This is a genomic window from Chryseobacterium sp. WX (assembly GCF_029542485.1).
Taxonomy (GTDB): Bacteria; Bacteroidota; Bacteroidia; order Flavobacteriales; family Weeksellaceae; genus Chryseobacterium; species Chryseobacterium cucumeris.
Genome location: NZ_CP120710.1, coordinates 1589025 through 1610878, shown reverse-complemented (window position 1 = coordinate 1610878; position 21854 = coordinate 1589025). Strand labels below are relative to the sequence as shown.

The 21854-nt window shown below is 36.2% G+C and carries 24 protein-coding genes; 10 read left to right on the top strand and 14 right to left on the bottom strand.

Annotation, left to right across the window (positions count from 1 at the left end):
* The first annotated feature begins 456 nt into the window (after positions 1-456).
* A complete protein-coding gene (locus PZ898_RS07265; protein ID WP_277695173.1) occupies positions 457-2367 on the top strand; it encodes an amidohydrolase in 1911 nt (636 codons plus the stop codon).
* Between the two features lie 78 nt (positions 2368-2445).
* Here PZ898_RS07265 and PZ898_RS07260 read toward each other — a convergent pair whose 3' ends face one another.
* From PZ898_RS07260 to PZ898_RS07245, 4 genes are all read right to left on the bottom strand, one after another.
* Positions 2446-2616 (bottom strand): lmo0937 family membrane protein, encoded by a 171-nt coding sequence (locus PZ898_RS07260; protein WP_047433678.1) that lies wholly within the window; start codon positions 2614-2616, stop codon positions 2446-2448.
* A 47-nt stretch (positions 2617-2663) separates the two neighbouring features.
* The gene (locus tag PZ898_RS07255) at positions 2664-2981 is read right to left on the bottom strand and encodes a hypothetical protein (RefSeq protein ID WP_277695172.1); all 318 of its coding nucleotides are present in this window, start codon (positions 2979-2981) and stop codon (positions 2664-2666) included.
* Between the two features lie 122 nt (positions 2982-3103).
* A complete protein-coding gene (locus PZ898_RS07250; protein ID WP_120231722.1) occupies positions 3104-3652 on the bottom strand; it encodes a type 1 glutamine amidotransferase domain-containing protein in 549 nt (182 codons plus the stop codon).
* Positions 3653-3759: 107 nt separating this feature from the next.
* Positions 3760-4212, bottom strand: a complete 453-nt coding sequence (locus PZ898_RS07245; RefSeq protein ID WP_277695171.1) for a PA2169 family four-helix-bundle protein — start codon at positions 4210-4212, stop codon at positions 3760-3762.
* Between the two features lie 96 nt (positions 4213-4308).
* Between PZ898_RS07245 and PZ898_RS07240 the strand changes: the two genes are divergently transcribed.
* The 3 genes from PZ898_RS07240 to PZ898_RS07230 all read left to right on the top strand — a co-directional run bounded on the left by PZ898_RS07240 (position 4309) and on the right by PZ898_RS07230 (position 6394).
* Complete coding sequence (locus PZ898_RS07240) at positions 4309-4584, top strand: hypothetical protein (RefSeq protein ID WP_277695170.1); 276 nt, start codon at positions 4309-4311, stop codon at positions 4582-4584.
* An 87-nt stretch (positions 4585-4671) separates the two neighbouring features.
* Positions 4672-5343 (top strand): hypothetical protein, encoded by a 672-nt coding sequence (locus PZ898_RS07235; protein ID WP_277695169.1) that lies wholly within the window; start codon positions 4672-4674, stop codon positions 5341-5343.
* 412 nt (positions 5344-5755) lie between these two features.
* A complete protein-coding gene (locus PZ898_RS07230; RefSeq protein WP_277695168.1) occupies positions 5756-6394 on the top strand; it encodes a hypothetical protein in 639 nt (212 codons plus the stop codon).
* A gap of 210 nt (positions 6395-6604) precedes the next feature.
* Here PZ898_RS07230 and PZ898_RS07225 read toward each other — a convergent pair whose 3' ends face one another.
* The 4 genes from PZ898_RS07225 to PZ898_RS07210 form a co-directional block, all read right to left on the bottom strand.
* Positions 6605-7090 carry a hypothetical protein gene (locus tag PZ898_RS07225; protein WP_277695167.1) on the bottom strand — a complete coding sequence of 162 codons (486 nt, stop codon included), beginning with the start codon at positions 7088-7090 and terminating at the stop codon, positions 6605-6607.
* A 144-nt stretch (positions 7091-7234) separates the two neighbouring features.
* A complete protein-coding gene (locus PZ898_RS07220; RefSeq protein WP_277695166.1) occupies positions 7235-7846 on the bottom strand; it encodes a hypothetical protein in 612 nt (203 codons plus the stop codon).
* Positions 7847-7886: 40 nt separating this feature from the next.
* A complete protein-coding gene (locus PZ898_RS07215) occupies positions 7887-8708 on the bottom strand; it encodes an FRG domain-containing protein (RefSeq protein WP_277695165.1) in 822 nt (273 codons plus the stop codon).
* A 265-nt stretch (positions 8709-8973) separates the two neighbouring features.
* Positions 8974-9207, bottom strand: a complete 234-nt coding sequence (locus PZ898_RS07210; RefSeq protein ID WP_002977873.1) for a helix-turn-helix transcriptional regulator — start codon at positions 9205-9207, stop codon at positions 8974-8976.
* A 90-nt stretch (positions 9208-9297) separates the two neighbouring features.
* On the opposite strand from PZ898_RS07210, the gene PZ898_RS07205 reads away from it, so the two are divergent.
* Positions 9298-9837 (top strand): hypothetical protein, encoded by a 540-nt coding sequence (locus PZ898_RS07205; RefSeq protein WP_277695164.1) that lies wholly within the window; start codon positions 9298-9300, stop codon positions 9835-9837.
* Between the two features lie 33 nt (positions 9838-9870).
* Here PZ898_RS07205 and PZ898_RS07200 read toward each other — a convergent pair whose 3' ends face one another.
* Positions 9871-11088: a hypothetical protein gene (locus tag PZ898_RS07200; protein ID WP_062671921.1), complete on the bottom strand. Its 1218-nt coding sequence runs from the start codon at positions 11086-11088 to the stop codon at positions 9871-9873.
* A 459-nt stretch (positions 11089-11547) separates the two neighbouring features.
* On the opposite strand from PZ898_RS07200, the gene PZ898_RS07195 reads away from it, so the two are divergent.
* The 3 genes from PZ898_RS07195 (at position 11548) to PZ898_RS07185 (ending at position 16397) form a co-directional block, all read left to right on the top strand.
* Positions 11548-14052, top strand: a complete 2505-nt coding sequence (locus PZ898_RS07195) for a PIG-L family deacetylase (protein ID WP_277695163.1) — start codon at positions 11548-11550, stop codon at positions 14050-14052.
* Positions 14053-14152: 100 nt separating this feature from the next.
* On the top strand, positions 14153-15844 hold the full coding sequence (locus tag PZ898_RS07190) for a sodium:solute symporter (RefSeq protein ID WP_216444280.1): 1692 nt from the start codon (positions 14153-14155) through the stop codon (positions 15842-15844).
* Between the two features lie 34 nt (positions 15845-15878).
* The gene (locus tag PZ898_RS07185) at positions 15879-16397 is read left to right on the top strand and encodes a DUF2911 domain-containing protein (RefSeq protein WP_062671916.1); all 519 of its coding nucleotides are present in this window, start codon (positions 15879-15881) and stop codon (positions 16395-16397) included.
* Positions 16398-16500: 103 nt separating this feature from the next.
* Here the strand turns inward: PZ898_RS07185 and PZ898_RS07180 are convergent, their stop codons facing one another.
* From PZ898_RS07180 to PZ898_RS07170, 3 genes are all read right to left on the bottom strand, one after another.
* On the bottom strand, positions 16501-18012 hold the full coding sequence (locus PZ898_RS07180) for a serine hydrolase (RefSeq protein ID WP_277695162.1): 1512 nt from the start codon (positions 18010-18012) through the stop codon (positions 16501-16503).
* A gap of 105 nt (positions 18013-18117) precedes the next feature.
* Positions 18118-18216 carry a tetratricopeptide repeat protein gene (locus PZ898_RS07175; protein WP_131797481.1) on the bottom strand — a complete coding sequence of 33 codons (99 nt, stop codon included), beginning with the start codon at positions 18214-18216 and terminating at the stop codon, positions 18118-18120.
* A 62-nt stretch (positions 18217-18278) separates the two neighbouring features.
* Entirely contained in the window at positions 18279-19100 is an 822-nt protein-coding gene (locus tag PZ898_RS07170; RefSeq protein ID WP_062671912.1) for an alpha/beta hydrolase, read from the bottom strand.
* Positions 19101-19629: 529 nt separating this feature from the next.
* Here PZ898_RS07170 and PZ898_RS07165 point away from each other — a divergent pair.
* Together PZ898_RS07165 and PZ898_RS07160 are read left to right on the top strand one after the other, a co-directional pair.
* Positions 19630-20223, top strand: a complete 594-nt coding sequence (locus PZ898_RS07165) for a Crp/Fnr family transcriptional regulator (protein ID WP_062671909.1) — start codon at positions 19630-19632, stop codon at positions 20221-20223.
* A 182-nt stretch (positions 20224-20405) separates the two neighbouring features.
* Complete coding sequence (locus tag PZ898_RS07160) at positions 20406-20801, top strand: Rid family hydrolase (RefSeq protein ID WP_277695161.1); 396 nt, start codon at positions 20406-20408, stop codon at positions 20799-20801.
* Positions 20802-20932: 131 nt separating this feature from the next.
* Here the strand turns inward: PZ898_RS07160 and PZ898_RS07155 are convergent, their stop codons facing one another.
* Together PZ898_RS07155 and PZ898_RS07150 are read right to left on the bottom strand one after the other, a co-directional pair.
* Positions 20933-21271 (bottom strand): hypothetical protein, encoded by a 339-nt coding sequence (locus PZ898_RS07155; RefSeq protein WP_062671637.1) that lies wholly within the window; start codon positions 21269-21271, stop codon positions 20933-20935.
* Positions 21272-21338: 67 nt separating this feature from the next.
* On the bottom strand, positions 21339-21854 hold the full coding sequence (locus PZ898_RS07150; protein ID WP_120231709.1) for a hypothetical protein: 516 nt from the start codon (positions 21852-21854) through the stop codon (positions 21339-21341).

Sequence of the window (21854 nt, the reverse complement as noted above, 5' to 3'; positions counted from 1 at the left end):
ATGTAATCATTTAAAGACTTCTGGAGTTGATATTTTATATGTTATTTCACAAGAGTGAAAAGAAATTGATGATGTTTTCAAGTCAAAAATCTTGAGATACAGTGCATGGTGAGGTATTGGAAAATACCAATAGAGAATTGTGAATTAAACAGGAACGTGCTGTAAATTAAAATTTTAGAGATGTGAATTTAATCAACATTTAGTGATAAAAAATATTTTGAATGAATATTTTTATTATTTTTATAAAATAAACTAAAACATGAAAATATATGAAATTTATTACCCTTCCCGAATTCAACCTGACATAGAACCTTAAAAAATCCTTTTAATTTAAATTACCAATAGGCCTCATCTGATGAGAGGCCTGTAGTTCTATGTATATCAAAATAAAGCATAATTCAAAATCAATACAAACAAAATTAAGCTTACACACAATCCTTAAATCCAATTATTCCCATGGAAAAATCACACAATCACACGCAGGGCTGTACTCATTGCTCTTGCCACAATCCTGTTTTGGATGTTCTTAAAGAAGAACTTTTCAGTGCAGAAAATATGACCAAAATAAATCCGGGTTCCGGAAAAGCCACCCACGAAAAACCACAAACTCTGATGGTATGCGGAGGAATTATCCGTCCTATGATTGGAGGATCAACAGCTACCGTTGAATCTGTTGGGATCGCTGATGGAAAAGTAGTGGTGACCGGTACAAAAGATCAGGTAGAAGAGTATATGAAGCAGCATTTTCAAGGGTTTCAAAGAAAGGAACTAGCCGGTACTCAAACTTTACTTCCGGGGCTGATAGAACCCCATGTTCATATGGTTCCAACAGCAATGATGCAGGGCTGGCTGGATCTGAGCCCTTTTGAAGGACAGAATTTAAAGGCTGTTTATGACCTGACCTCTGTAGGGACCATCATCAACAATCATGTTCCTAAAATTCCGGGGGCTGTTATTTTAGGGAGAGGTCTAGACCCGTCATTAATGCCTTTTAAGGAAAAAGATGGTAAAAAAGAGTTAATAACCATCGATAATATACTACTTGACAGTATTAATCATACGACACCGATGATGTTGTTAAGTGCTTCTATGCATACACTTTATCTGAATACCAAGGCGCTGGAATATGTATTTAAACATAATTCCGATATCAGTACCGAGTATAAAACCGTTGAAAATTATATTGCTGAGACCAAAGGTCAGCTGCAGGAAGGCTTACAAATGACTCCTGCATTGAAGACGGTAAAGCTGCAGATCATTGCGATGAGCATAGAGATTAACAGATATCTTACCAATCTTTTCAATACAGCCAATTCAAGAGGGGTTACTTTTATGTATGATGCCGGACTGAATAAAGGTTCAGAAGTACTGTTAACCAAATACTTCGAGACTCACCCGGAACGCGTAAGAACAGGAGGTGCTTATCTGTGTTCCAGCCAGGAAGATGTTGATAAACTGGAACCTTATAAAGAGCCGGAGCATTATAAACCTGTATATTACGGGCATATTAAAGTGGTTTCAGATGGTTCCAACCAGGGATTGACAGGTTATCAGAGCGCTCCTTATCTGTGTAATCCTGCGAACAACACAGGGGTATTTAATTTTCCGCAGACAGGTATTCCGGCCCATACGATTCCTCCGAACTATAATACATTAATCAACAGCGTGGTCGCTGTAAAAGGCTGGCCGCTGATGGTTCATGCTAATGGAGATCAGGCCGTAACATTTGCCATTAATGCTTATCAGCGTAGTTTGGCTCAATATAGAGGTCCGGAGCTTCGTAACCGTATTGAGCACTGTTCACTGCTGACATCAGAGCAAATTACCAATATGCTTCAAATGGGAGTATCTCCAAGTTTCCTGATCGGCCACGTAGGCTACTGGGGCTATGCTTTTAAAGAAGTAATATTCGGGGAAAAAGCACAAATGCTTGATCTTTGTGGTTCAACGCTTGCTGCCGGTATGAGAATTACCCTTCACAGCGACAATGAGGTGAGTCCATTAGGTCCTCTGAGAATGATGGAACAATCCATTACCAGAATCATGGAAAAAAATCCAAACGATATTGAGGTCTTAAACAGCGCGGAACGTATTACCCCGGAGCAGGCCTTAATTGCCGTTACTTATGATGCTGCCTGGCAGTGTTATGCAGATAAATGGGTAGGATCGTTAAATGAAGGATACTTTGCTGATTTCGTTATTTTGGAACAGGATCCTCTTTCATTGAATACACCTTCATTACAGTATATGAAAATGAGAGACATTCCGGTATTGGAAACCTGGGTAGGCGGTATACCTGTGTATGTGAATCATAAGACTGAAAAAACACTAACAGAGAAAGATGTTGTTTTTTCAGATAAATCATAAAAGGTTCTGAAAAGAGCTTAAATAGTTGCTAATTAAATACCTATCAGAGCAGATTATTTCTGCTCTGATTTTTTGTTTTTAATTAAGAGGTTTTCTGCCGGTAAAAATATTGATCAGAACAACAATAATGGCAACAACCAAGAGTGTGTGGATTAAACTTCCTGTGTCCATACCGGGAATGATTCCGAGCATTCCCAGTAGCCAGACAGCGATGCAGATGACTGCAACAAGCCATAATAGATTTCTCATAATATTATTTTTTGTGGTTAGTGTTGTGGTGTAGTGGCGGCTTCACTTTATTGATGCCTTAAACCTTTATGGTGGTATTGTGTGCTTTTATGATCAGTTTTATAATTTGAATAAATGGTATCAGTGGTAGTACTGTAATTTTTATTGAAAGACTGATCATCCTCTAACTTTGGCATGGAATAATGAAACTCCTTGCCGTTCTTATAAAGCTTATTATCGTAAGTCCGGTAAATCTGGTTTTCTTTATAAGTGTTTCCGTCAGGGGCAAGATATACTTTGCTTTTCTTGCCTTTCTTTCGCAGGCCCATATAAAGCAAAGAACTTCCTGCTGCAAGAGCCAATGTAATTTTTACTATATTGTTCATACGATTGTGATTTGATTTTAATAATTACAATTTTTTTGCCATAAGATAGAAATGTGGTACTTTTTAGGCATATAAATGTTTGATGAAAAGAAAAAGCCTGGCAGAGCCAGACTTTATTTGTTTCAGAGCGTTTGTTCTGTATGTTTTCCTTCCCTGATCTCTTCTACCATTTTGGCATTAAAGGCAGGAAGATCTTTTGGTGTTCTGCTTGTCACGAGTCCGGCATCTACTACCACCTCGCTGTCTTCCCACTGTGCACCGGCATTTTTTAGATCCTGGCTAATGGAGTTGACGGAAGTCAGATTCCTTCCCTCTACCACACCCGCGTTGATCAGTACCTGAGGTCCGTGGCAAATGGCTGCTACAGGTTTATGCTGGGCAAAAAAATCTTTTACAAAGGTGAGTGCTTTTTCATTGGTTCTCAGCAGGTCCGGATTAATAACGCCTCCCGGTAATACCAGCGCATCATAATCTGAAGCCGCTGCATTGTCGAGCGTTTGATCTACCGGATATTCCTTACCCCAGTCTTTTTCTGCCCATGCCTTAATACTTCCGGATTCAGGACTTACGATATGGGCGGTCCATCCCTGTTGTTCAAGATATTCTTTTGGTGAGCTTAATTCACTCTCTTCAAAGCCATGTGTGGCCAGTATTGCGATTTTCTTTGACATAGTACTGTTTTTTGTGTTAAGTATCGGAAGGTCTGTGACCTCCGATTACAACGTTCGATTGTTGTGTGATGATTAAATAAAAACTTACCTCATGAGAAAGAGGATATCTACTTTTTTAAATCTTCAAGAACTTCAAATTTATCATGAGAAGCCTTAAGCTGATGAAGCTGATCCAGTACCACTCTCGAACTTTCCGGGCAAAGATCACCGCTGTCTAAAGCATCCTGATAAGCATCAATAGCAGCATTTTCACCATATACAACATTTCCTAACGTAGAGCCGGCTGTATCTGTGGCAAAAGAATTTTTAACATCAATCCATGCTCTGTGGATGGCTCCTGAAGTAGATCCGGATTGATCCGGTGTGCCTCCTCTTTCTGTAATCAGATTGCTCAATTCGTTTTTCATCTTGTGAGACTGGGCCACCATCGTATCATAATCTGCTCTCAGCTGTGGATACTCATCCCATACTTTGTCTTCCACTTTTGAAAATCCCTGAATTCTGTCGTTGGTAATGTTCAGTAAATCATTTAATACTGAAACTGTTTTCTCGTTGTTCATATTTTTATATTTTAAATTGGTACTATGAACTTTGCAAGCGCCGTGCCTCAAACACCATATCTGCAAAGATGTGGTATTTAAAAAAAACTTAAAATTTTGAAAACAAATCTTAATTATAAATACCTGAAGAACTGCAAAAACACCACAATCAAAAGTGGCCAGAGGTATAGAGAATTTGTGCAGCAAAGTTATGGTTCTCTGACAAGACATTTATCGGCCAATATTTTTGCAAGCGATGTTTTGATTGATCAGCAAAGAGAATTGATAAAGGTTTCAGCTTCTTTAGATAGAGTAGAAGGGGTGCTTTATAAAAATATAATGTGGCATCCCGGAGTACAATGCCATAATTTTTTCTATATTTATAATAAGTAAGTATATGTTTTACTAATGGTTAGAAAAATGGCTTGTGTTTGTATTGTACACTCTAGAACATGCCTGTAAATAATATAAAAAAAGACAATGCCAATAAACCTAATACCTCCGGACGGAGGCCTGTTATATAAGGAAACAGATATGACTCAGTTTTTCCCTGAGCCCTTCAATGCAATAACAGCTCTATTATTTTTAGCCATCGCTATTTTCTGGACCTTTAAAATGAAAGGTAATTTTAAAAAACATCCTTTTTTAACCTACTGCCTGGTATTATTATATATTGGTGCCATAGGGGGAACGGTTTACCATTCTTTCAGGCAATGGCCGGTATTTATCATGATGGATTGGCTGCCTATTATGCTGCTCTGTCTGTCTGCCGGATTTTATTTTATAGCGAAGAGTACCCGATGGTACTATGCTGTTGTTCTGGTTCTGGTATATACAGCAATTATGGTGGGTTTGAGAAACTGGATTTTGGCAGATAACCCTTCTCTTTTTATCAACGTCAATTATGCCATCATGGCTTCATTGGTAGTTTTCTCGGTACTAAGGTATTTGATCTATACCCAATGGAAGGCTGGCAAATGGGTAGGCTTTGCGGTATTGTCATTTGTTTTTGCACTGACCTTCCGTATCGCTGATAAGTGGGAATGGTTCAGTTTCGGGACCCACTTTTTGTGGCATACTTTCGGGGCGGTGGCGACGTTTTGTATGTTTAATTATATTTATCTTACCCGCGATATCATCAGGAAGGCGTAAGTTTTTACATCTTTCGTCAGATCAAGACTGGAATTCTTTTTTTAATGCAAAGGTTCATTGATCATTTTGTTGTATTGTAAGTGGGCTAAGTGCTTCGGCTTCGTTGCTCATGAAGCGGTTTGCTTATCTATGTGTTTCGGGAATCAGCAAGTTGATTCTACATTTTTGCTATCTTAAAAATCATCAGTTTCAAAAGTAAAAATCTCCGTCAAATATCATCAGTATATTATCTTTTTATTTACTAAATTCCTTAAAATTAGGGATTTCCTATCCTTATTTTTATTTGTAAGTTAGTGCCGCAAAAATAGTACAGGATAAAATATACAGAACAATTCTGATGAAGAAGGATTCGTATTGTTTTATCGTTCACTGTTTTAAAAAAATTATACACCCAAAAACTAAATGTATTACAATGAAGAAGACACTGATTATTCTATCAATAGGCGCTTTGCTTGCTGCATGCAACAAAAAGACTGAAGAGAAAACAGAGGCCGCTAAGGATACTGTCGCCATAGGAAATAGTACAGCCACAGAAAAATCTCCGGGAGAAACTACTCAGTTTGATATCAACTCTGTGCCGGTTTCCACCGCTGAGGTAGGAGATTTTCCCTTTTTCAGTTTTCCCAAAGGACTGGACTTTCAAAATAAACCCGTACAAAGAAGCTTTGACAGGCTGTATTTTCCACTTAACGGCGTAATGACGCCCATAGAAGGAAAAGTATGGAAAACATATGTAGTCAATGGGAAAGATAATACGGAAGAATGGTCATTGCCGTATTTTTTGAAAAGTTATGATGATGCTATTACAAAAGTTGGCGGTGTGAAAATATTTGATGGTAAAGTTTCTCAGCCAGAGCTTGACAGAATAAAAGAAGATGCCAAATACTTTGGAGAGGAAGGTTCTATAGATTATTGGAATGAACCCGTAAAAGTATATGTCATCAGAAGAACAAATGGCGATGATATTTATATTCAGCTTTATGGAAATACTTCTACCGGAGCCATACAGATTCTACAGAAAGCCCCGGTTGAGCAAGGCACAAAACCGTAGAGTGAAGATGGTGGAAAAATAAGGTAAATCTTGTGACAGTACAGACTTGCAGTTTGTTTTGCTTAAAAATCCCAACGAAAGTTGGGATTTTTTTGATTTTGGTATGGAAATGATTCTAATTTTAAGCTGGTGAAATAAGTTTTTTTCTTTGAAATTACTCCGAAGTCGGGAGATTTTGGAGAGCGGGTGATTAAATATTGACTAATTCATCTAATCCCAATTGTATAAATTTTTAAACCTTTGGTATTCTTCTTCATTTTGCATTATATAAATCATAAAATCATCTAAACTTATTTTCGAATTTGACTGACCCATGTCTTTACGTACAAGTTTCATTAATTCAAAATACTTTTTAAAATGGTCTACTCCATTATTTCCAGGTTTTTGTAATTCAAGTGTCCAATTTTTAAAAGACTCGAACATTTCATCGGAAGCATACAGAAACATATTTTTTTTAATATCTAAAATTCTTTTCAATAATTCTTTATCAGTAATTTTCTTTCCAACTTTTTCACCGTGCATCGTATCAAATATTATATACACCAGCTCAGAGTAGATTTGAAATTTTTTTTCAGAAAGTTGAGTTTCAATATTCTTGATTTTATCTTTTTGGAATTGAACTCGCCATACTAGGTAGGTAGAAAGTGTTCCAAGAATTAATAATAATATTTCTTTTAGAGGTAAATTTTCAAACATTTAATTAGGTTAAAAATAAATTAAATAAAAATGTAGTGCTATGACATTAAATTTCTGATATATTCTTTATATTCCAGAAGTTCTTTATCAGTGAAATTAATGAAAAAAAATATGATATTTTGCCATATAAATGGTATAAATAATTCATTGCCATTTTGTAAAGTTAAAATATTCTAGTCTACTGTACATTTCCTTAATTTTACTGAAATTAATCTCTATTTTACCACTAAAGCTAATTGTTATAATATTCGAATTTGTTTTTGTGAAAAGGTGTATTAGCATTTCCATACCATTATTTCCTTTAAATTTTTTAGCCCAATTTTCAAAGAAAGTAACATAATCAAAATAAATAAAATTTTCGTCAGAAGTTATAAAGCCTTTTAATCTTTCTTTAGCATCATTCAATTCGTTTATAAAAGCTTCCAATTCTAACTTAAGCAAAAACAAAATATAGTAAAGAATAATCTGTCCTAATCCATCAATAATGCACACTTTGTCTTCATGAAATATTACTAGAAAACTATTTATATATTGTTGAGGAAATCCTATTTCTTCTTTATACTTATCTGAGTAGATTTCTCCGATTTTAATTGTTGATAGTTTTTTTAAAAACTTTCTTTTTTCATCTCGTAGAAAGAAATATTTTCCGTTATAACATTTATAGAGCCCATCATAATGATAATCTGAATACTTTGAAAATCTTTCTGTTAAAGAAACATATAAAAATTGTAGTTCATTATACAAATCTTTGTTCATCTTATTTTGTAATTAATATTTTGTGCTGAATAAATTTCTATTATTTCCAATAAATTTTATTATTGCTTTCGGACGTTATTTTTCTAATCCTTTCCACTTCTGTCTTATTATCATCTGTTGAAGCAAAATAAATAAATTCTTTAAAACCTTCATCTAAATAATTAGAAATTTCAGCTTTTACAGTTGGTGATATATATATTTTTGTTAGATATTGACTTATATAAGGTATTTTTTCAATTGGTTTGTTGATATCCTCTGAGTTTAAAATAATGAAACTTCCATCTTGTCTAAATCTTCTAATTTCTCCAGCATAGTTTTCGAAATCATCAGGAAACTGAGAATAATGTTTCACCATATAAGATTTTTCAAGATCAAATGGATTTTGATCAAAAAATCTGCAGTCTTCTTCTCTTTGAAAATTAATTAATTGGTCTTCATAGTAAGGACATTTATATAAGTATATTATACCATCAATGTCTAAGTAAGTTTCTGATTCGTCATCAATTGCAAAAAACATTGCAGTGTTGAAATCTTGGCTCCAATCAGTCAGTCTTGTATAAAATCCCAAATGCTGCGCTTGAAATAGATTATGCCAGTCCTGTGCATATTTTGTATATTCTTTATCAAAATGTTGTAAAACCTTTACCCCTAATGTTTCTTCATTATAATTTTCAAAAAAGATTTTTTCCTTTTCGAGAATGTCAGCATCAGTAAGTTTAGGATTTCTGGTAATGTTTGGTTTTATTGGCCAGTCATTTATTTGCCCTCTAAAGAATGCTAAGTATGGTGAGAATCCATCTCTTCTTATTGATTGATTAAAAGATAATAGCTCTTGTAAATTATTTGGACGAAATTTTTCCATTATTTAAAAATAAATTTTAAATTAATATTGTAGTTCTGATATTTTAAACTAATTATTATTAGTACTTAATAGTAGCTGAATTTTTTTCTGTGTTATTACTTTAATAAATTTTGTGTGCAAGATATACATCTTCTATTATAGATGATTACGGCTTACCGTAAACACCAAAAATAAGAACCCTCTTAAAACTTTTAATCAGTATTTTTACGGAATTCCTTAAAGATTCAAAAGCTTAGTCACAAAAAAATCCCAACTCTCGTCAGGATTATTCATTTATAAGTTTAAAGAAATCAGATAAACTAATTTTTCTTGCTTCGCATATTTTAAAAAGTGTTTCAACGGGTATTCTGTAAGTTTCTTCACTTTTAATTTTTCTAATGGTACTTTCTTCTACACCATGATTTTTGGCAAAAGAGTTTTGTGACTTGCCTTCCTGAAGCCAAGGTATTAACCATTTTTTTGTAATGTATGAACAAATTTTTTCGTTTATATCTGTCATGGAACAAATGAAATAATTAAATAATAAAAAATTACGGTCGATCGACCGTAATTGGATTTCTTTTCTTACATTTATAAAAAAATACAAACAATGAAAAAAAGCAGAACAAACTTCGATCCCCGGTTTCGGGCAGAAAAGAAGAACTCCGGCTTGCAGCTGATAGAAACTTTCTTTCAGTTCAATGAGCTGGATGTTTCCAAAGAAAGGCTCAGCAACATTATGAATTATGCGGTAAAGAGAAATAGCTGGATCCATGAAGATCCGGCGGTGATCTTTGAGTTTCATCAGTCGATGAGGTCATTGATCCGGGCAGGATATCTCATGATGCTGAAGGACAGAAAATGGACGGTCGATACACAATCGGAAAAAATTTCCCCATGGGTTCTTGGTCTGCTTTCGGAGAAAGAATACCGGAATCCTCTGCTGGTTTTCAAAAAAGCATTCAGTGCCTACACCCTCAAAGAATTTGATTATTTTATGTCCGGAATCGTCTATTTTTCAATGGGTGTTTATGAAAATCTACCGGAAAGAAATATCGTGATGCCCTACATCCATATGGTGAAAATGCTGGATGCGGCACATCTTATTCTTCAGAGAAGAAGAGAAAAGAAGATAGCTGAAACCCGTTAAAAATAAAAATGCCCCTTTTTCAGGGGCATTATATTATTGAGCTTTTACTTGCTCTATCTTTATGTAAATTTTAGAAAGGTTGGGTTGGGCACTCCCTGAGGTGGGGGCTCCTGCCATAATGGTTGCGGTATAAGCAGTTTTTGAAGAAGCGTTGCTGTCTATCCAGGTATATCTTCTATGCTCAGGTCCGCCACTGGAACCATCTATAATCCCTACGTTCCCCCAGTAAGCGCTTCCTACTGCTCCGGTACCTTGAGGAAACCAGGTAGCTGTTGCATCTCCCATACCGCCCCATACTCCTGAAGTAATATTGTTGGTAGTTTGAGCTGCTCCAATATAACCGCCATATTCGGTATTGTAATTCCAATATAGATTTACGGTAGAACCTGTATTGTTAAATAATTGTACATTAGGAATTGCGGCGGTTGTACCACTTGTGGTGTCAAATATTACTCTGATGGAATACTTACCATCCGGGGTAGCAAGAGGGAAGGTATAAGCTTGTTTCCCATTGGAATCAGTTGTCAGAGTAGGATATCCCATTGCTGCAACAGGTGCAATGTCTGCACGGCTGCTATTTCCCACTGTAGCGGTACAGTTTTGCGCTGCTGTTAGGAAAGAAACCGTACTGTTGGTCATCGGAATAGTCATGTCATTAGCAGTGGTGGGAGTTCCGCTTACTGAGAATACCAGTTCGCCATCACCAAACTCTAAAGTTCCCGGCCTTAACTGGAAAGTCAATCCGTTGATGGTAAAAGGAGTTCCTGAATTATATGCTCCGCCGTTTCCTCCGCTATAAGTAACTCTCAGGTTTCCGGTGTAAGGAGTACCGGGAGTATAAGTAGAAGGACTTAAGTAAGCTGTGGTACACTGTAATGTAGAAATTGCCGGAGCTACGGCATTGGTTGCCTGTGTCAGTCTTTGCCATACTGTTCCGTCAAAATAATAATAACCCATAGCAGTAACATTGATACGTTGCCCTGTGGCATCTCCGCCGGTGACGTCCGTAATATAAATTAATGCGCCGGTCTGATTGGTGCCATAGGTAGCGGTATTGGCTGTAAGCTCAGCTCTGGTAAGCCTTGGGGCCTGTAATCCGAATGTTTGTGTGTTATTCGTAATCACTCCTGAAGTGTCCCTTGTGGCAGATACATCCAATGTTGTTTTAGGTGAAGCTGTGTTGATCCCTACTTGGGCAAAAGAAATACCTGAAATAAGAATAGCAGTGAGATGTGTAAATTTTGTTTTCATATGAGGGTGTATTTTGTGTGAACCAAATATAATTCTTTTTTTTGTGAAAAATGAAAAAAAGAAGTTTGTGATTGATAAAAATTAACTAATTGGTAATATTGAGTATCATTATGATATGTTTTTTAAGATAAAAATTTAATTTTTTTTATCGGCTAATTTTCATTTTTTATGAGCAATAAAAGGCACAAGAGCTTTTTAAACACTTTAGTTATGTAAGCTAATCTACTTTGTGTATAAGAAGTCCACTAAAGTTTTGTAGAAAATCGAAGATATTCATCTTATGTGAACTTCATTATGTAGTGTTTCCTTAGACTTTGTGAAGTGTACTAAAGTGTTTAAACAATAAAATTTTCTGCCTTTGCGGTTAATTTTAAAAAAAAATCTGTAAAATTCACAGCCTGATTCTTTTAATGTTGAAAGAAAGAGGATTTACTTATATTTGCCGCAAAGCAAATTTAAATGTTCAAAAAAGTAAGCACTGTATTTATCCTTGGCTTTTATACGGTATTTTGTTCGGCCCAGCAGGTCCGGCCTTCCCAATCATCTGAAATTTACCGTGAAATCAAAACGCTGAAACATCTTCCTAAAGTTTTATACCTTGCAGCTCATCCCGATGATGAGAATACGGGATTGCTCTCCTGGTTAATCAACGACCAAAATGTAGAAACGGGCTATCTGTCTTTAACCAGAGGTGATGGCGGGCAGAATTTATTAGGCACAGAACAAGGTGCTGCATTGGGTTTAATCAGAACACATGAGCTTTTGGAAGCAAGAAAGTTAGACGGTGCCCAACAGTTTTTTACCCGTGCGATTGATTTCGGGTTTTCTAAAAATACGACCGACACTTTTAAACAATGGAATGCAGACAGTATTACAGCAGATGTAGTCTGGGTAATCCGTAAATTCCGTCCGGATATTATCATTTGTCGTTTTCCTCCTACTGCTGCGGCAGGGCACGGACAACATGCAGCTTCGGCTGTGGTAGCGGAAAAAGCCTTTAAGCTGGCAGGTGATAAAACGGCTTTCCCGGATCAACTGAAATATGTGAATGCGTGGAAGCCAAAACGCGTATTGTGGAATACTTTCCGCTTTGGTGGAGTGAATACCACTGCTGAAAACCAACTGAAAGTGACCGTTGGGCAATATGACGCTCAACTGGGAATGGGTTACGGAGAATTGGCCGGATTAAGCAGAAGTTTGCATAAAAGCCAGGGAGCAGGAACACAGTCTGTAGCCGGGATCAGAACAGAATATTTTGCCCACGTTGCCGGTGAGCCTGCAGAAGCAACTCTTTTTGACGGAGTTACTAAAACCTGGACTTCACAAGGAAACGCTGATATTGATCAGTCATTAGATCAGATTATTTCTGCTTTCAATTTCAATCATCCAGACCTCAGCTTACCTGCTTTGCTTGCTTTGCGAAAAAAGGTTATGGCAATCAAAGATGGAGATTTTAAAAAGGATAAAATTAAATCTCTTGACCATATTATTTTAAGCTGTGCCGGATTTATGGGTGAGGTTGTTACCAATCAGGCTGAAGCGGTTGCCGGAGATCATTACACTTTCAGGTTAAATCTGATTTCAAGAGCTGCAGATCCTGTTATTTTAGAGGATGTACAATGGCTAAGTCAATCAGAAAATTTCAACCGAAAACTATCAAAAGATTCTTTAATTACCATTCAGCACGACATTCAGATTCCTGCTGATGCAGCACTCACAGAACCTTACTGGTTGGCAAAACCTCCCGTGAATGCCGCCACATTCTCCGTTCCCAATGATACTTTAATCGGTTTACCGGAGGCAGAATCACCTCTGAATGTTTTACTTGGTTTAAAAATCGGTTCAGAAAAGTTTCAGGTTAAGCTTCCTTTATCTTTCAAGAAATTAGATCCGGTGCGTGGTGATGTGGTCGAAGCTTTGCGCATTGTTCCTGCACTGGAACTGAAATTTACACAGTCACTTTATTGGGTCAAAGAAAATGAAGATTTACGTTTGAGTTTACATTTTAAGGTGAATTCCAACAAACCGTTCAATAAAGGTGTTTTGAACCTTATGTATAACGGAGAAAGATTAGGAAGTGCTGAAGTAAATTCTATAAAAGAGAAAGATTTTACTTTCGATTACGTTATTCCAAAAGCTAAGCTTGCTTCCCTAAGCTCAAACCGTTTGCAACTGGACGCCAATTATGTTGCAGATGGGGCTATCTATAATAAAAAACAAATATTAATTCAGTATCCGCATTTGCCTTCCCTGCAATATTTTGCGCCTGCCACTGTGACAGTGATGAAAGGCGATATTCAGGCGAAAGTAAAAAAAGTAGGTTACATACAAGGTGCAGGTGATTTTATTCCCGAGTTTCTGCGCATTGCAGGTGTTCAGGTAGATATCCTGAAAGACGAAGATTTTTATGGAAACATAGATGAATCCGGCGGAAACGGCAATCAAAACAAACTATCACAATATGATGCCATTGTATTGGGTGTTCGTGCCAATAACACCGAAAAAAAGCTGGGCCGCTGGATGCCGTTTTTATGGTCCTATGCCAAAGCCGGAGGCAATCTGGTAATGCAGTATAATACCAACCAGGACACAACCGTTGACAAATTGGGAATGTACAATTTCACTATTGCCAATAAGCGTGTTACTGAAGAAAATGCTGCGGTTAGGTTTTTAAATCCCAATCATAAATTACTGAACTTTCCGAATAAAATAACTGCGGATGATTTTAAAGGCTGGGTACAGGAACGTGGGGCCTATTTCCCTGCTCAATGGGATGCCGCATATGAACCGCTTTTTGAAATGCATGATACGGATGAAGAGCCTCTTCAGGGATCAACTTTATATGCCAGATACGGAAAGGGTAATTTTATTTATACACCGTTAGCATTTTTCAGACAGTTGCCTGCGGGAAATGTAGGAGCTGCACGTTTATTTTTAAACTTTTTATCTGCACAGAAAAACTGATGAACAAACAACTTAAAAACTGGAATATCTGGTACATACTATTAGCCGTTGCATTAGTAGTACAGATCGTATTTTATTATGGGTTTACTAAATTCTGGGCATGAGTAATATAGATTGGACGGTTCTTATTGTTACACTTGTTGCAGTGGTGGTTTACGGCGTATTCATCGGTCGTGGCCAAAAAAGCAACGAATCCTACCTGAAAGCAGATAATAAAATGCCCTGGTATATTGTGCTCATCGGTATTATGGCTACCCAGGCAAGTGCCATTACATTTCTTTCAGCACCGGGCCAGGCTTATACAGACGGAATGCGCTTTGTGCAGTATTATTTCGGTTTGCCTTTGGCGATGATTGTGATCTGTATTACTTTCATCCCGATTTTTCAACGCTTAAATGTTTATACTGCCTATGAATATTTAGAAAACCGTTTTGATAAAAAAACAAGGGTGCTCACTTCACTGCTTTTTCTTTTTTCCAGAGGGTTATCAACCGGAATCAGTATTTACGCTCCGAGTATTATCTTATCAAGCGTTTTAAACTGGAATATTTATTTAACCAATGTTTTAACAGGTGGCATTCTGTTGATCTACACTTATATTGGAGGTGCAAAAGCGATCGCTCACACCCAGAAATTACAGTTTCTTATTATTCTCGGAACTATGGCTTTTGCAGGGTATCTCCTTATTCAGAATATGCCGGATGGAATCGGTTTTAATGATGCGCTGTATCTGGCGGGGAAATCCGGGAAGCTTAATGTCATCACCACGGAATTTGACTGGAAAGATAAATACAATATCTGGAGTGGAATAATTGGTGGTTTTTTTCTGGCGCTTTCTTATTTCGGGACAGACCAGAGCCAGGTCGGTAGGTATATCACTGCAAAAGATAATACTAATGCAAAAATGGGCTTGCTGCTGAACGGATTGGTTAAAATTCCGATGCAGTTTGCTATTCTCCTGATTGGTGCTTTGCTTTTCGCTTTCTTTTCTCTGAAACCTGCTCCGATTTATTTTAACGAACGTTCCTATCAACATTTAAAGGAAGCAAATCCTGAACAGGCTGCGGCTTTTGAAAAAGAACATCAGGATTTACAGTTAAAATTTAATGCAGAATCGAAGGAAATTCTCAAGTTAAAAGAAACGCATTCTCCACAACTTCAAAAAACAATTCAGGATTTTAAAAATACACAGACAGAAGTCAAAGCATTACACAGCAGGGTAGAGGAAGCTATCAATCATTCCAACTATACTACAGAGAAAACAGATACGAATTACATTTTCCTGTATTTCGTAAAAAATACATTGCCTGTAGGGATGATCGGTTTACTGTTTGCCGTTATTTTTCTGGCCAGCTGGGGCTCCATTTCGGCCGCGCTTAATTCCCTTGCTGCCTGCTCATTAAAAGATGTTCATTTACTATTTAAAAAAGAACTTCCTGATGAGAAAACCGAATTGAAGTACAGCCGCCTGCACACTTTAGCATGGGGTATTTTCTCAATCGGTGTAGCCATGTTTGCCACGCAAATGGGTTCTCTCATTGAAGCGGTGAATGTATTAGGTTCTCTTTTCTACGGTCCGATCCTGGGAATTTTTCTGGTGGCATTTTACTATAAAAAAATTGACGGACCGAATGTATTTATTGCTGCAATTTTATCAGAAATTACGGTCATTGCCATTTATCAGTTTGATATTGTTTCCTTCCTTTGGCTTAATGTAATAGGGGCAGCAGCGGTGATTATATTTTCAGCAATCGGATTGCTGTTTTATAAGCAGAAAACAGTAAATTCGTAAGCAAATAATAATAAAAACAAACAAATAAAATATTATGAAAACAATGATTAAATCAGCTACTGTACTTTTTGCAGCAGTGACGCTTTCCGTAAACGCTTTTGCACAGGAAACTAAAAAACCTGCCAGCCCTCCGGCTACTGCTACAGGAAAAATTAAAGATGCAAACATTACAATTGCCTATAGCAGTCCTTCAGTAAAAGGACGTACAATCTGGGGTGGTTTGGAAGCTTATGATAAAGTTTGGCGTGCAGGTGCTAATGAAGCCACCACTTTCGAAACGGATAAAGATATTACCGTTCAGGGTAAAAAACTACCTGCAGGTAAATACAGCTTTTTCTTAATCCCTAAACAAAGCGGAACCTGGACTGCGATTTTTAACAAGGAGCCAAAACAATGGGGTGCTTATAAATACGAACAATCTAAAGATGCTTTACGTGTTGATGTAAAAACAAAGGCTTTGCCGGCAACACAGGAAACTTTAGTTTATAAAATAAACAATAATGGATTTACAATGGATTGGGATAAAATCTCAGTGCCTGTAGAGATCAAATAAATGTAAGTATAAGAAATGAAAATCCCGGATTAACCGGGATTTTTTGTTTGTCATTTTGATATTGTATCCAAGATTATTGTCATTACATCGAAAAAAGTGTAATTTATTTTTGAGCAGTCAAAAGTTGATTGATTTTCAAAATCATTTCCTTCGCATTCTGATTGGTCGGATCAAGTTCCAATGATTTCTGATAGTCGCTTTTTGACAATGTATATTCTTTTTTGTTAAAATAAGCTTCACCACGACTGTCATATACATTTCCTGACGTTGGAAATTCATTGACATTTAAGTTAAAAATCTTAAGTGCTGCCTCTGATTGGTTGTCTCTTAGCAATTCATAGCCAAGCTCGTTGAGTTCGTTTTCATTGGAGAAGTTGTAGCCATTGGGATTATTCTTTTTCAGTTCCTGGTACAATGCAATTCCTTTGTCAATATTTTTTAAACATTCCTTTCTGATGGTTAAGGCAATGGATTCTTTTTGAGGCTCAATGGGATAATTTTTCCATTGGTTCAAACTGGCAATACTTAAAAGAATCTCATCGATGAGTTTGAAATTATTGCCGTTAGTCATTACAACCAGACCGTTTCCGTCTTCAACACTTCCAATATAGTAACACGCAAAACCTTCATTCCCACCACTGTGTCCGAAATATTTTGTGCCTTTGAAATCATTCAGAAACACGCCGTAATTATTTTCAATTCTCTTTACAGACATTTCCTTTGATAAAACTTTATTCGATTTGCCTGCAAATGACAATTGGGTTTCGATGATATATTTTGCCAGATCATTGGGGTTGGTCCATAAACCGGCTGCTGCTTTTTCAGGATAAATATGATATTTACCTTTTACTTCCTTTCCGTTAACATAAGCCGTTGCCAGTAATTTTTCTTTATCTGAAGAAGGCGGTTGATTATAAGAACTTTCATTCATCCCTAAAGGGGTCAAAACATTTTTCAACATATAATCTTCATACTTTTCTCCTGTAGTATTTTCAAGGATTAATTGTGAAATGGTTGTTCCCCCTCCTGAATATTGAAATTTAAGGTTGGGCTCAAACACAGACCGCACCGCAGGAGAATTGGCAGGTTTTTGTCCATCGAGAATTTGTAGGAGAGTAGGTAATTCTTTCCCTCTTTGATAGCCTCCGAAACCATGAACGGATAAACCTGCTTTATGGCTCAACAGATTAGCAAGGGAAATTTTTTTGCCTTTTGAAACCGAGTCGTATGGAAATTTCCAGGTTTTTAAATACTTATTGATATCATTGTCCAAGTTAAATTTTCCTTGTTCAACCAATTTTAAAAGACCGAGACTGTTGATAGACTTGCTGATAGATGCGGCCTGAAACAGCGTTTGCTGGGTTGCTTTTCTGTTTTCAGCAACATCTGCATAGCCATACGCTTTTATCCATTCTATCTTATAATCTTTTATGACCGCAATGCTTACTGCATTCATGTTGTAGAAAGCCATTCTTTCTTTTAGCGTCCACTTTTTTGTTTTCGATGTATCCCAGCTCAGCAGATTATCTTCGAATGATTTTATTTTATCCTTCACACTTTGGGCGAAAACATTCAACGATAAAGAAAGCAGTAGGATGAGGTGTATTTTTTTCATTTAGAAATATTGAATTGGTTATGTATGTAATAAGACAATTCAAAAGAAGATGTTGTTACATTTTGTACTTGTTTTACTTTTCCGTTTGCCTCTCCATTTTTTCTGTCATTTCTTCGTTCCCCCAAGACCTATTGCTTTTTTATAATAATCTAATGCTACATCATATTGCTGATTGGTATAATACACTTCTCCCAGACTATTCAATAGACTATTTTATCTTGTATAAAAAAAGGGGAATCATTTTCGATTCCCCTTTTATGTTTATATTAAGCCTCAATAAATTCCAAAAGATCTTTATTAATGGTTTCGTGCTCCGTAGTAGGCATTCCGTGAGGGAAACCCGGGTACGTAATCAGTTTTCCGTTTTTCAACAGTTTTGCAGATTTAATGGCAGAGTTTTCGATGGGAACAATTTGATCATCTTCTCCATGAAGAACCAAAACAGGAATATCTACAGCTTTTAAATCTTCAGTAAAGTCAGTCTCGGAAAATGCTTTGATTCCGTCATAATGTGCCACGATTCCGCCCATCATTCCTTGTCTCCACCAGTTTCTCTGTACCCCGTCTTTTACATTAGCTCCTTCTCTGTTGTATCCGTAGAAAGGGAAAGTCAAATCAAAATAAAACTGGTTTCTGTTATTCAAAGTCTGTTCTCTGATTCCATCAAAAACTTCCATCGGAACACCGTCAGGGTTGTTTTCACTTTTTACCATTACTGGTGGAACGGCGCTGATTAAAACTGCTTTTTTGGCTCTTCCGTTAGAATATTTATGAACGTAACGGATCACTTCACCACCTCCTGTAGAGTGACCAATGTGAACGACATCTTTCAGATCAAGGAATTCAACCAATTCTGCAGCGTCAGAAGCATATTGCTCGATGGTGTGATTGTAAATATTCTGGCTGGAACGACCGTGGCCTCTTCTGTCGTGTGAAATTACTCTGTAGCCTCTCTGAAGGAAGAAAATTACCTGTGCATCCCAATCGTCTGATGATAATGGCCATCCGTGGTGAAACATTAATACTGGCCCTTCTCCCTGGTCTTTATAAAAAATCTCTGTTCCGTCTTTTAATTGTAATGTGCTCATTGTTTTTAATTTTTAATGTTGGGTTAATTTATTTGATAAGTATTTGTTTTCTTATTTCTTTAGCAAATGTATGGTGGATAAAGCAGATAGAAATTAATCTAGTTTAATTTCGTGCATTTTTATAATTTTTTTTTATTCCGATAGCTATTTCTATCTTCCATTCGCCCCACTTATCATGCTGCTTTCAAAATCTGTAGCTACTTTCTCTTCAAAACTAACGCAGCCACCTAATTTTTTTATGATTGTAAAAAAACATGAAATTCTAGAAAGAATGATCGAAAACAATGGAGGTTGAAAAGGGAAAATACAACATGATGAAAGAGTTTGTCTGGGTTATGTCAAAGAAAATGAAGCAGATATTATTTTGCTTGGTTCCGGATTGTAAAAAAGTTTGAAAATGAGATTTTAAAAAAATGTAAAAATATAAACCGAAAATATGAAGATAATTGATCATTACGGCTGTGGCACAGGGCTCCCGAAGATTGAAATTTACACACTTTTGCCTAATTTGCAGCTGTAAAATAAATTTATGTTTCAAAATATTATCAAAAACATCTCACGATTTGTTACTTTAACAGAAGAAGAGGAAAACATTTATGAAGGTTTGCTCACACTTCAGAAGTACCCGAAGAAAACACACCTTCTGCGTGAAGGAGAAATTTGTCAGTTTGAAGGTTTTATAAAGCAGGGCTGTACACGAACATATTATCTTGATGAAAACGGTTTTGAAGTGACCCTTCTGTTTGCTGTTGAAGATTGGTGGATTACGGATATTGATTCTTTTAATAATAAAACGCCTTCGAAGATTTTTATAGAAGCCCTGGAAGATACCGAAATTTATATTTTGAATCCGGAAACCAAAGAGGAATTACTGCAGAAGGTTCCGAAGTTTGAAAGAGCATTCCGGCTAATGATGCAGCGGTATGTGGTGACGCTTCAAAATCGCCTTATCAATACAATTTCTCAACCTGCCACTGACCGTTACCTGGAATTTATCAGAGTTTATCCTACCATCCCGCAGCGTGTAGCGCAGTATTATATTGCATCATACCTTGGCGTTTCTAAAGAGTTTGTGAGTACAATTCGAAAACGTTTAGCTAATAAAGAAAAACAGAAACAATAAGCAGAAAATTTTCCTTTCCCGAGGTGAAAACGAAAATTCTAAGAATTTTTAGGGTGGTTTATACAAAATGTGTAAATCACTTTTTTATTGAGAATACAAGAAAAAGTCATTTATTAAACCAGTTCAATTTCTGAGATTTTTATCAGTTCTATATTTGCTTTATTAATTTAAACAATAAAAAAATGTTACAGGAAAACAACAAAATAGCAGAAGGCTTAGGAATGCCTTGGGAAGATATCTACGGATATGCACAGGCGGTAAAAAAAGGAAATACCGTTTGGATTTCCGGTCAGTTGGGTCATGACAAGAAAGGCGAATTGGCAGAAGGAATGGAAGCACAAATGAAACAAACTTATGCAAACATCAAAGAATTATTATCAAGATATGATATGACGATGGAAAATGTGGTGGAAGAAGTGATCTATGCAATGGATATGACGACGGCGTTTGAGGCGAGAAAAAATTTCAAAACAGAATTTTATGATAACCCTAAAGCTGTTGCCAGTACAATGGTTGGAGTAAGCGGGCTTGCATTGCCTGAGCAGCTTGTTGAAATTAAAATTGTGGCAACTGTATGAGTTTCTGGTCTTGAAGAGAAAAGGAAGATGAAAACGGATGCGGATTGATAAAACTGATTTATTGTAATATTGATGAGGTTTTCAGATAAAAAATCAGAGCAGAAATAATCTGCTCTGATTGTATTTTTTACTTATTGATAAATGCCTTCTAAAAACAGCATATACCTTCCGGGTTGAAATTCTCCATATGAAAACAGACAGATCACATCATTCTTTTTCAGATAATGAACTTCTAATCCTTCTTCAGATACGTATTTTTCAATAAAAGTATTTTTTACATTAAATTGACTTTCTTTGACGATGGTTTCAAAGCTTTCATCATCTATTTCTTTTTTTAAATCTCTTAACGGACTGTTGTAAAAATCAATCAATTTGATTTTCTGATTTTCAATTTCAAAAATTTCTTTTAGACATTCTTGTTCATCGCCATCAAATAATTTTTGCCTGGTTATATCGTTTTTTCTGATCATATTTTTTTAGTTTAGATTTAATATAATAATTTACTAAAGGATATGTTCTTTAAGCTTCAATTTAAAATTATTGTGCTTCTGAAATCAATTTTTCTATTAACTTCCAATCTACATTTTCATCAAAATGATCCCAATCTGAAATTTGGTTTGGTCTGTTTTCAGGGGGTAAAGGAGAGACGTAAAATATACATCGGTAAGCAGTTTCCCTAATATTAACTTCAGTATTTTTATTTTCGAGAATTGAATAAAGTGTTTTCATAACTGATGCTTTATTCTGTTTACGATATGTGTTTGCCCAACTTATCAGGGCATCTGATCGTACGTCATCGTCTTTATCATAAGAAAACATTTCCCATGCTTTATCTCTAAATTCTTCCATTCCCCAATAAAAGCACAAAACTCTGATGGATGCACTGCGTGCTTGTTCGTTGGGATCGTCACATATTTTTACAATCGTATTCTTTAACTGATTTTTTTCCTGAGGTGTCCAAGAATATTTTTTTCCGCAATCTATTAACAAATCATATAATTCGTTTCCGTCTGATTCATTTTCAAGTAATTGCTGCATTTCTTTTACATTCAT

What these genes read in the sequence shown, in the direction of transcription:
- PZ898_RS07245 (WP_277695171.1), bottom strand. Translation starts at nt 4,212, where the DNA reads ATGAACAACGAGAAAACAGTTTCAGTATTAAATGATTTACTGAACATT.
- PZ898_RS07265 (WP_277695173.1), top strand. Translation starts at nt 457, where the DNA reads ATGGAAAAATCACACAATCACACGCAGGGCTGTACTCATTGCTCTTGC.
- PZ898_RS07225 (WP_277695167.1), bottom strand. Translation starts at nt 7,090, where the DNA reads ATGTTTGAAAATTTACCTCTAAAAGAAATATTATTATTAATTCTTGGA.
- PZ898_RS07190 (WP_216444280.1), top strand. Translation starts at nt 14,153, where the DNA reads ATGAGTAATATAGATTGGACGGTTCTTATTGTTACACTTGTTGCAGTG.
- PZ898_RS07220 (WP_277695166.1), bottom strand. Translation starts at nt 7,846, where the DNA reads ATGAACAAAGATTTGTATAATGAACTACAATTTTTATATGTTTCTTTA.
- PZ898_RS07180 (WP_277695162.1), bottom strand. Translation starts at nt 18,012, where the DNA reads ATGAAAAAAATACACCTCATCCTACTGCTTTCTTTATCGTTGAATGTT.
- PZ898_RS07155 (WP_062671637.1), bottom strand. Translation starts at nt 21,271, where the DNA reads ATGATCAGAAAAAACGATATAACCAGGCAAAAATTATTTGATGGCGAT.
- PZ898_RS07260 (WP_047433678.1), bottom strand. Translation starts at nt 2,616, where the DNA reads ATGAGAAATCTATTATGGCTTGTTGCAGTCATCTGCATCGCTGTCTGG.
- PZ898_RS07210 (WP_002977873.1), bottom strand. Translation starts at nt 9,207, where the DNA reads ATGACAGATATAAACGAAAAAATTTGTTCATACATTACAAAAAAATGG.
- PZ898_RS07160 (WP_277695161.1), top strand. Translation starts at nt 20,406, where the DNA reads ATGTTACAGGAAAACAACAAAATAGCAGAAGGCTTAGGAATGCCTTGG.
- PZ898_RS07250 (WP_120231722.1), bottom strand. Translation starts at nt 3,652, where the DNA reads ATGTCAAAGAAAATCGCAATACTGGCCACACATGGCTTTGAAGAGAGT.
- PZ898_RS07215 (WP_277695165.1), bottom strand. Translation starts at nt 8,708, where the DNA reads ATGGAAAAATTTCGTCCAAATAATTTACAAGAGCTATTATCTTTTAAT.
- PZ898_RS07205 (WP_277695164.1), top strand. Translation starts at nt 9,298, where the DNA reads ATGAAAAAAAGCAGAACAAACTTCGATCCCCGGTTTCGGGCAGAAAAG.
- PZ898_RS07165 (WP_062671909.1), top strand. Translation starts at nt 19,630, where the DNA reads ATGTTTCAAAATATTATCAAAAACATCTCACGATTTGTTACTTTAACA.
- PZ898_RS07185 (WP_062671916.1), top strand. Translation starts at nt 15,879, where the DNA reads ATGAAAACAATGATTAAATCAGCTACTGTACTTTTTGCAGCAGTGACG.
- PZ898_RS07230 (WP_277695168.1), top strand. Translation starts at nt 5,756, where the DNA reads ATGAAGAAGACACTGATTATTCTATCAATAGGCGCTTTGCTTGCTGCA.
- PZ898_RS07195 (WP_277695163.1), top strand. Translation starts at nt 11,548, where the DNA reads ATGTTCAAAAAAGTAAGCACTGTATTTATCCTTGGCTTTTATACGGTA.
- PZ898_RS07255 (WP_277695172.1), bottom strand. Translation starts at nt 2,981, where the DNA reads ATGAACAATATAGTAAAAATTACATTGGCTCTTGCAGCAGGAAGTTCT.
- PZ898_RS07150 (WP_120231709.1), bottom strand. Translation starts at nt 21,854, where the DNA reads ATGAATGTAAAAGAAATGCAGCAATTACTTGAAAATGAATCAGACGGA.
- PZ898_RS07170 (WP_062671912.1), bottom strand. Translation starts at nt 19,100, where the DNA reads ATGAGCACATTACAATTAAAAGACGGAACAGAGATTTTTTATAAAGAC.
- PZ898_RS07235 (WP_277695169.1), top strand. Translation starts at nt 4,672, where the DNA reads ATGCCAATAAACCTAATACCTCCGGACGGAGGCCTGTTATATAAGGAA.
- PZ898_RS07200 (WP_062671921.1), bottom strand. Translation starts at nt 11,088, where the DNA reads ATGAAAACAAAATTTACACATCTCACTGCTATTCTTATTTCAGGTATT.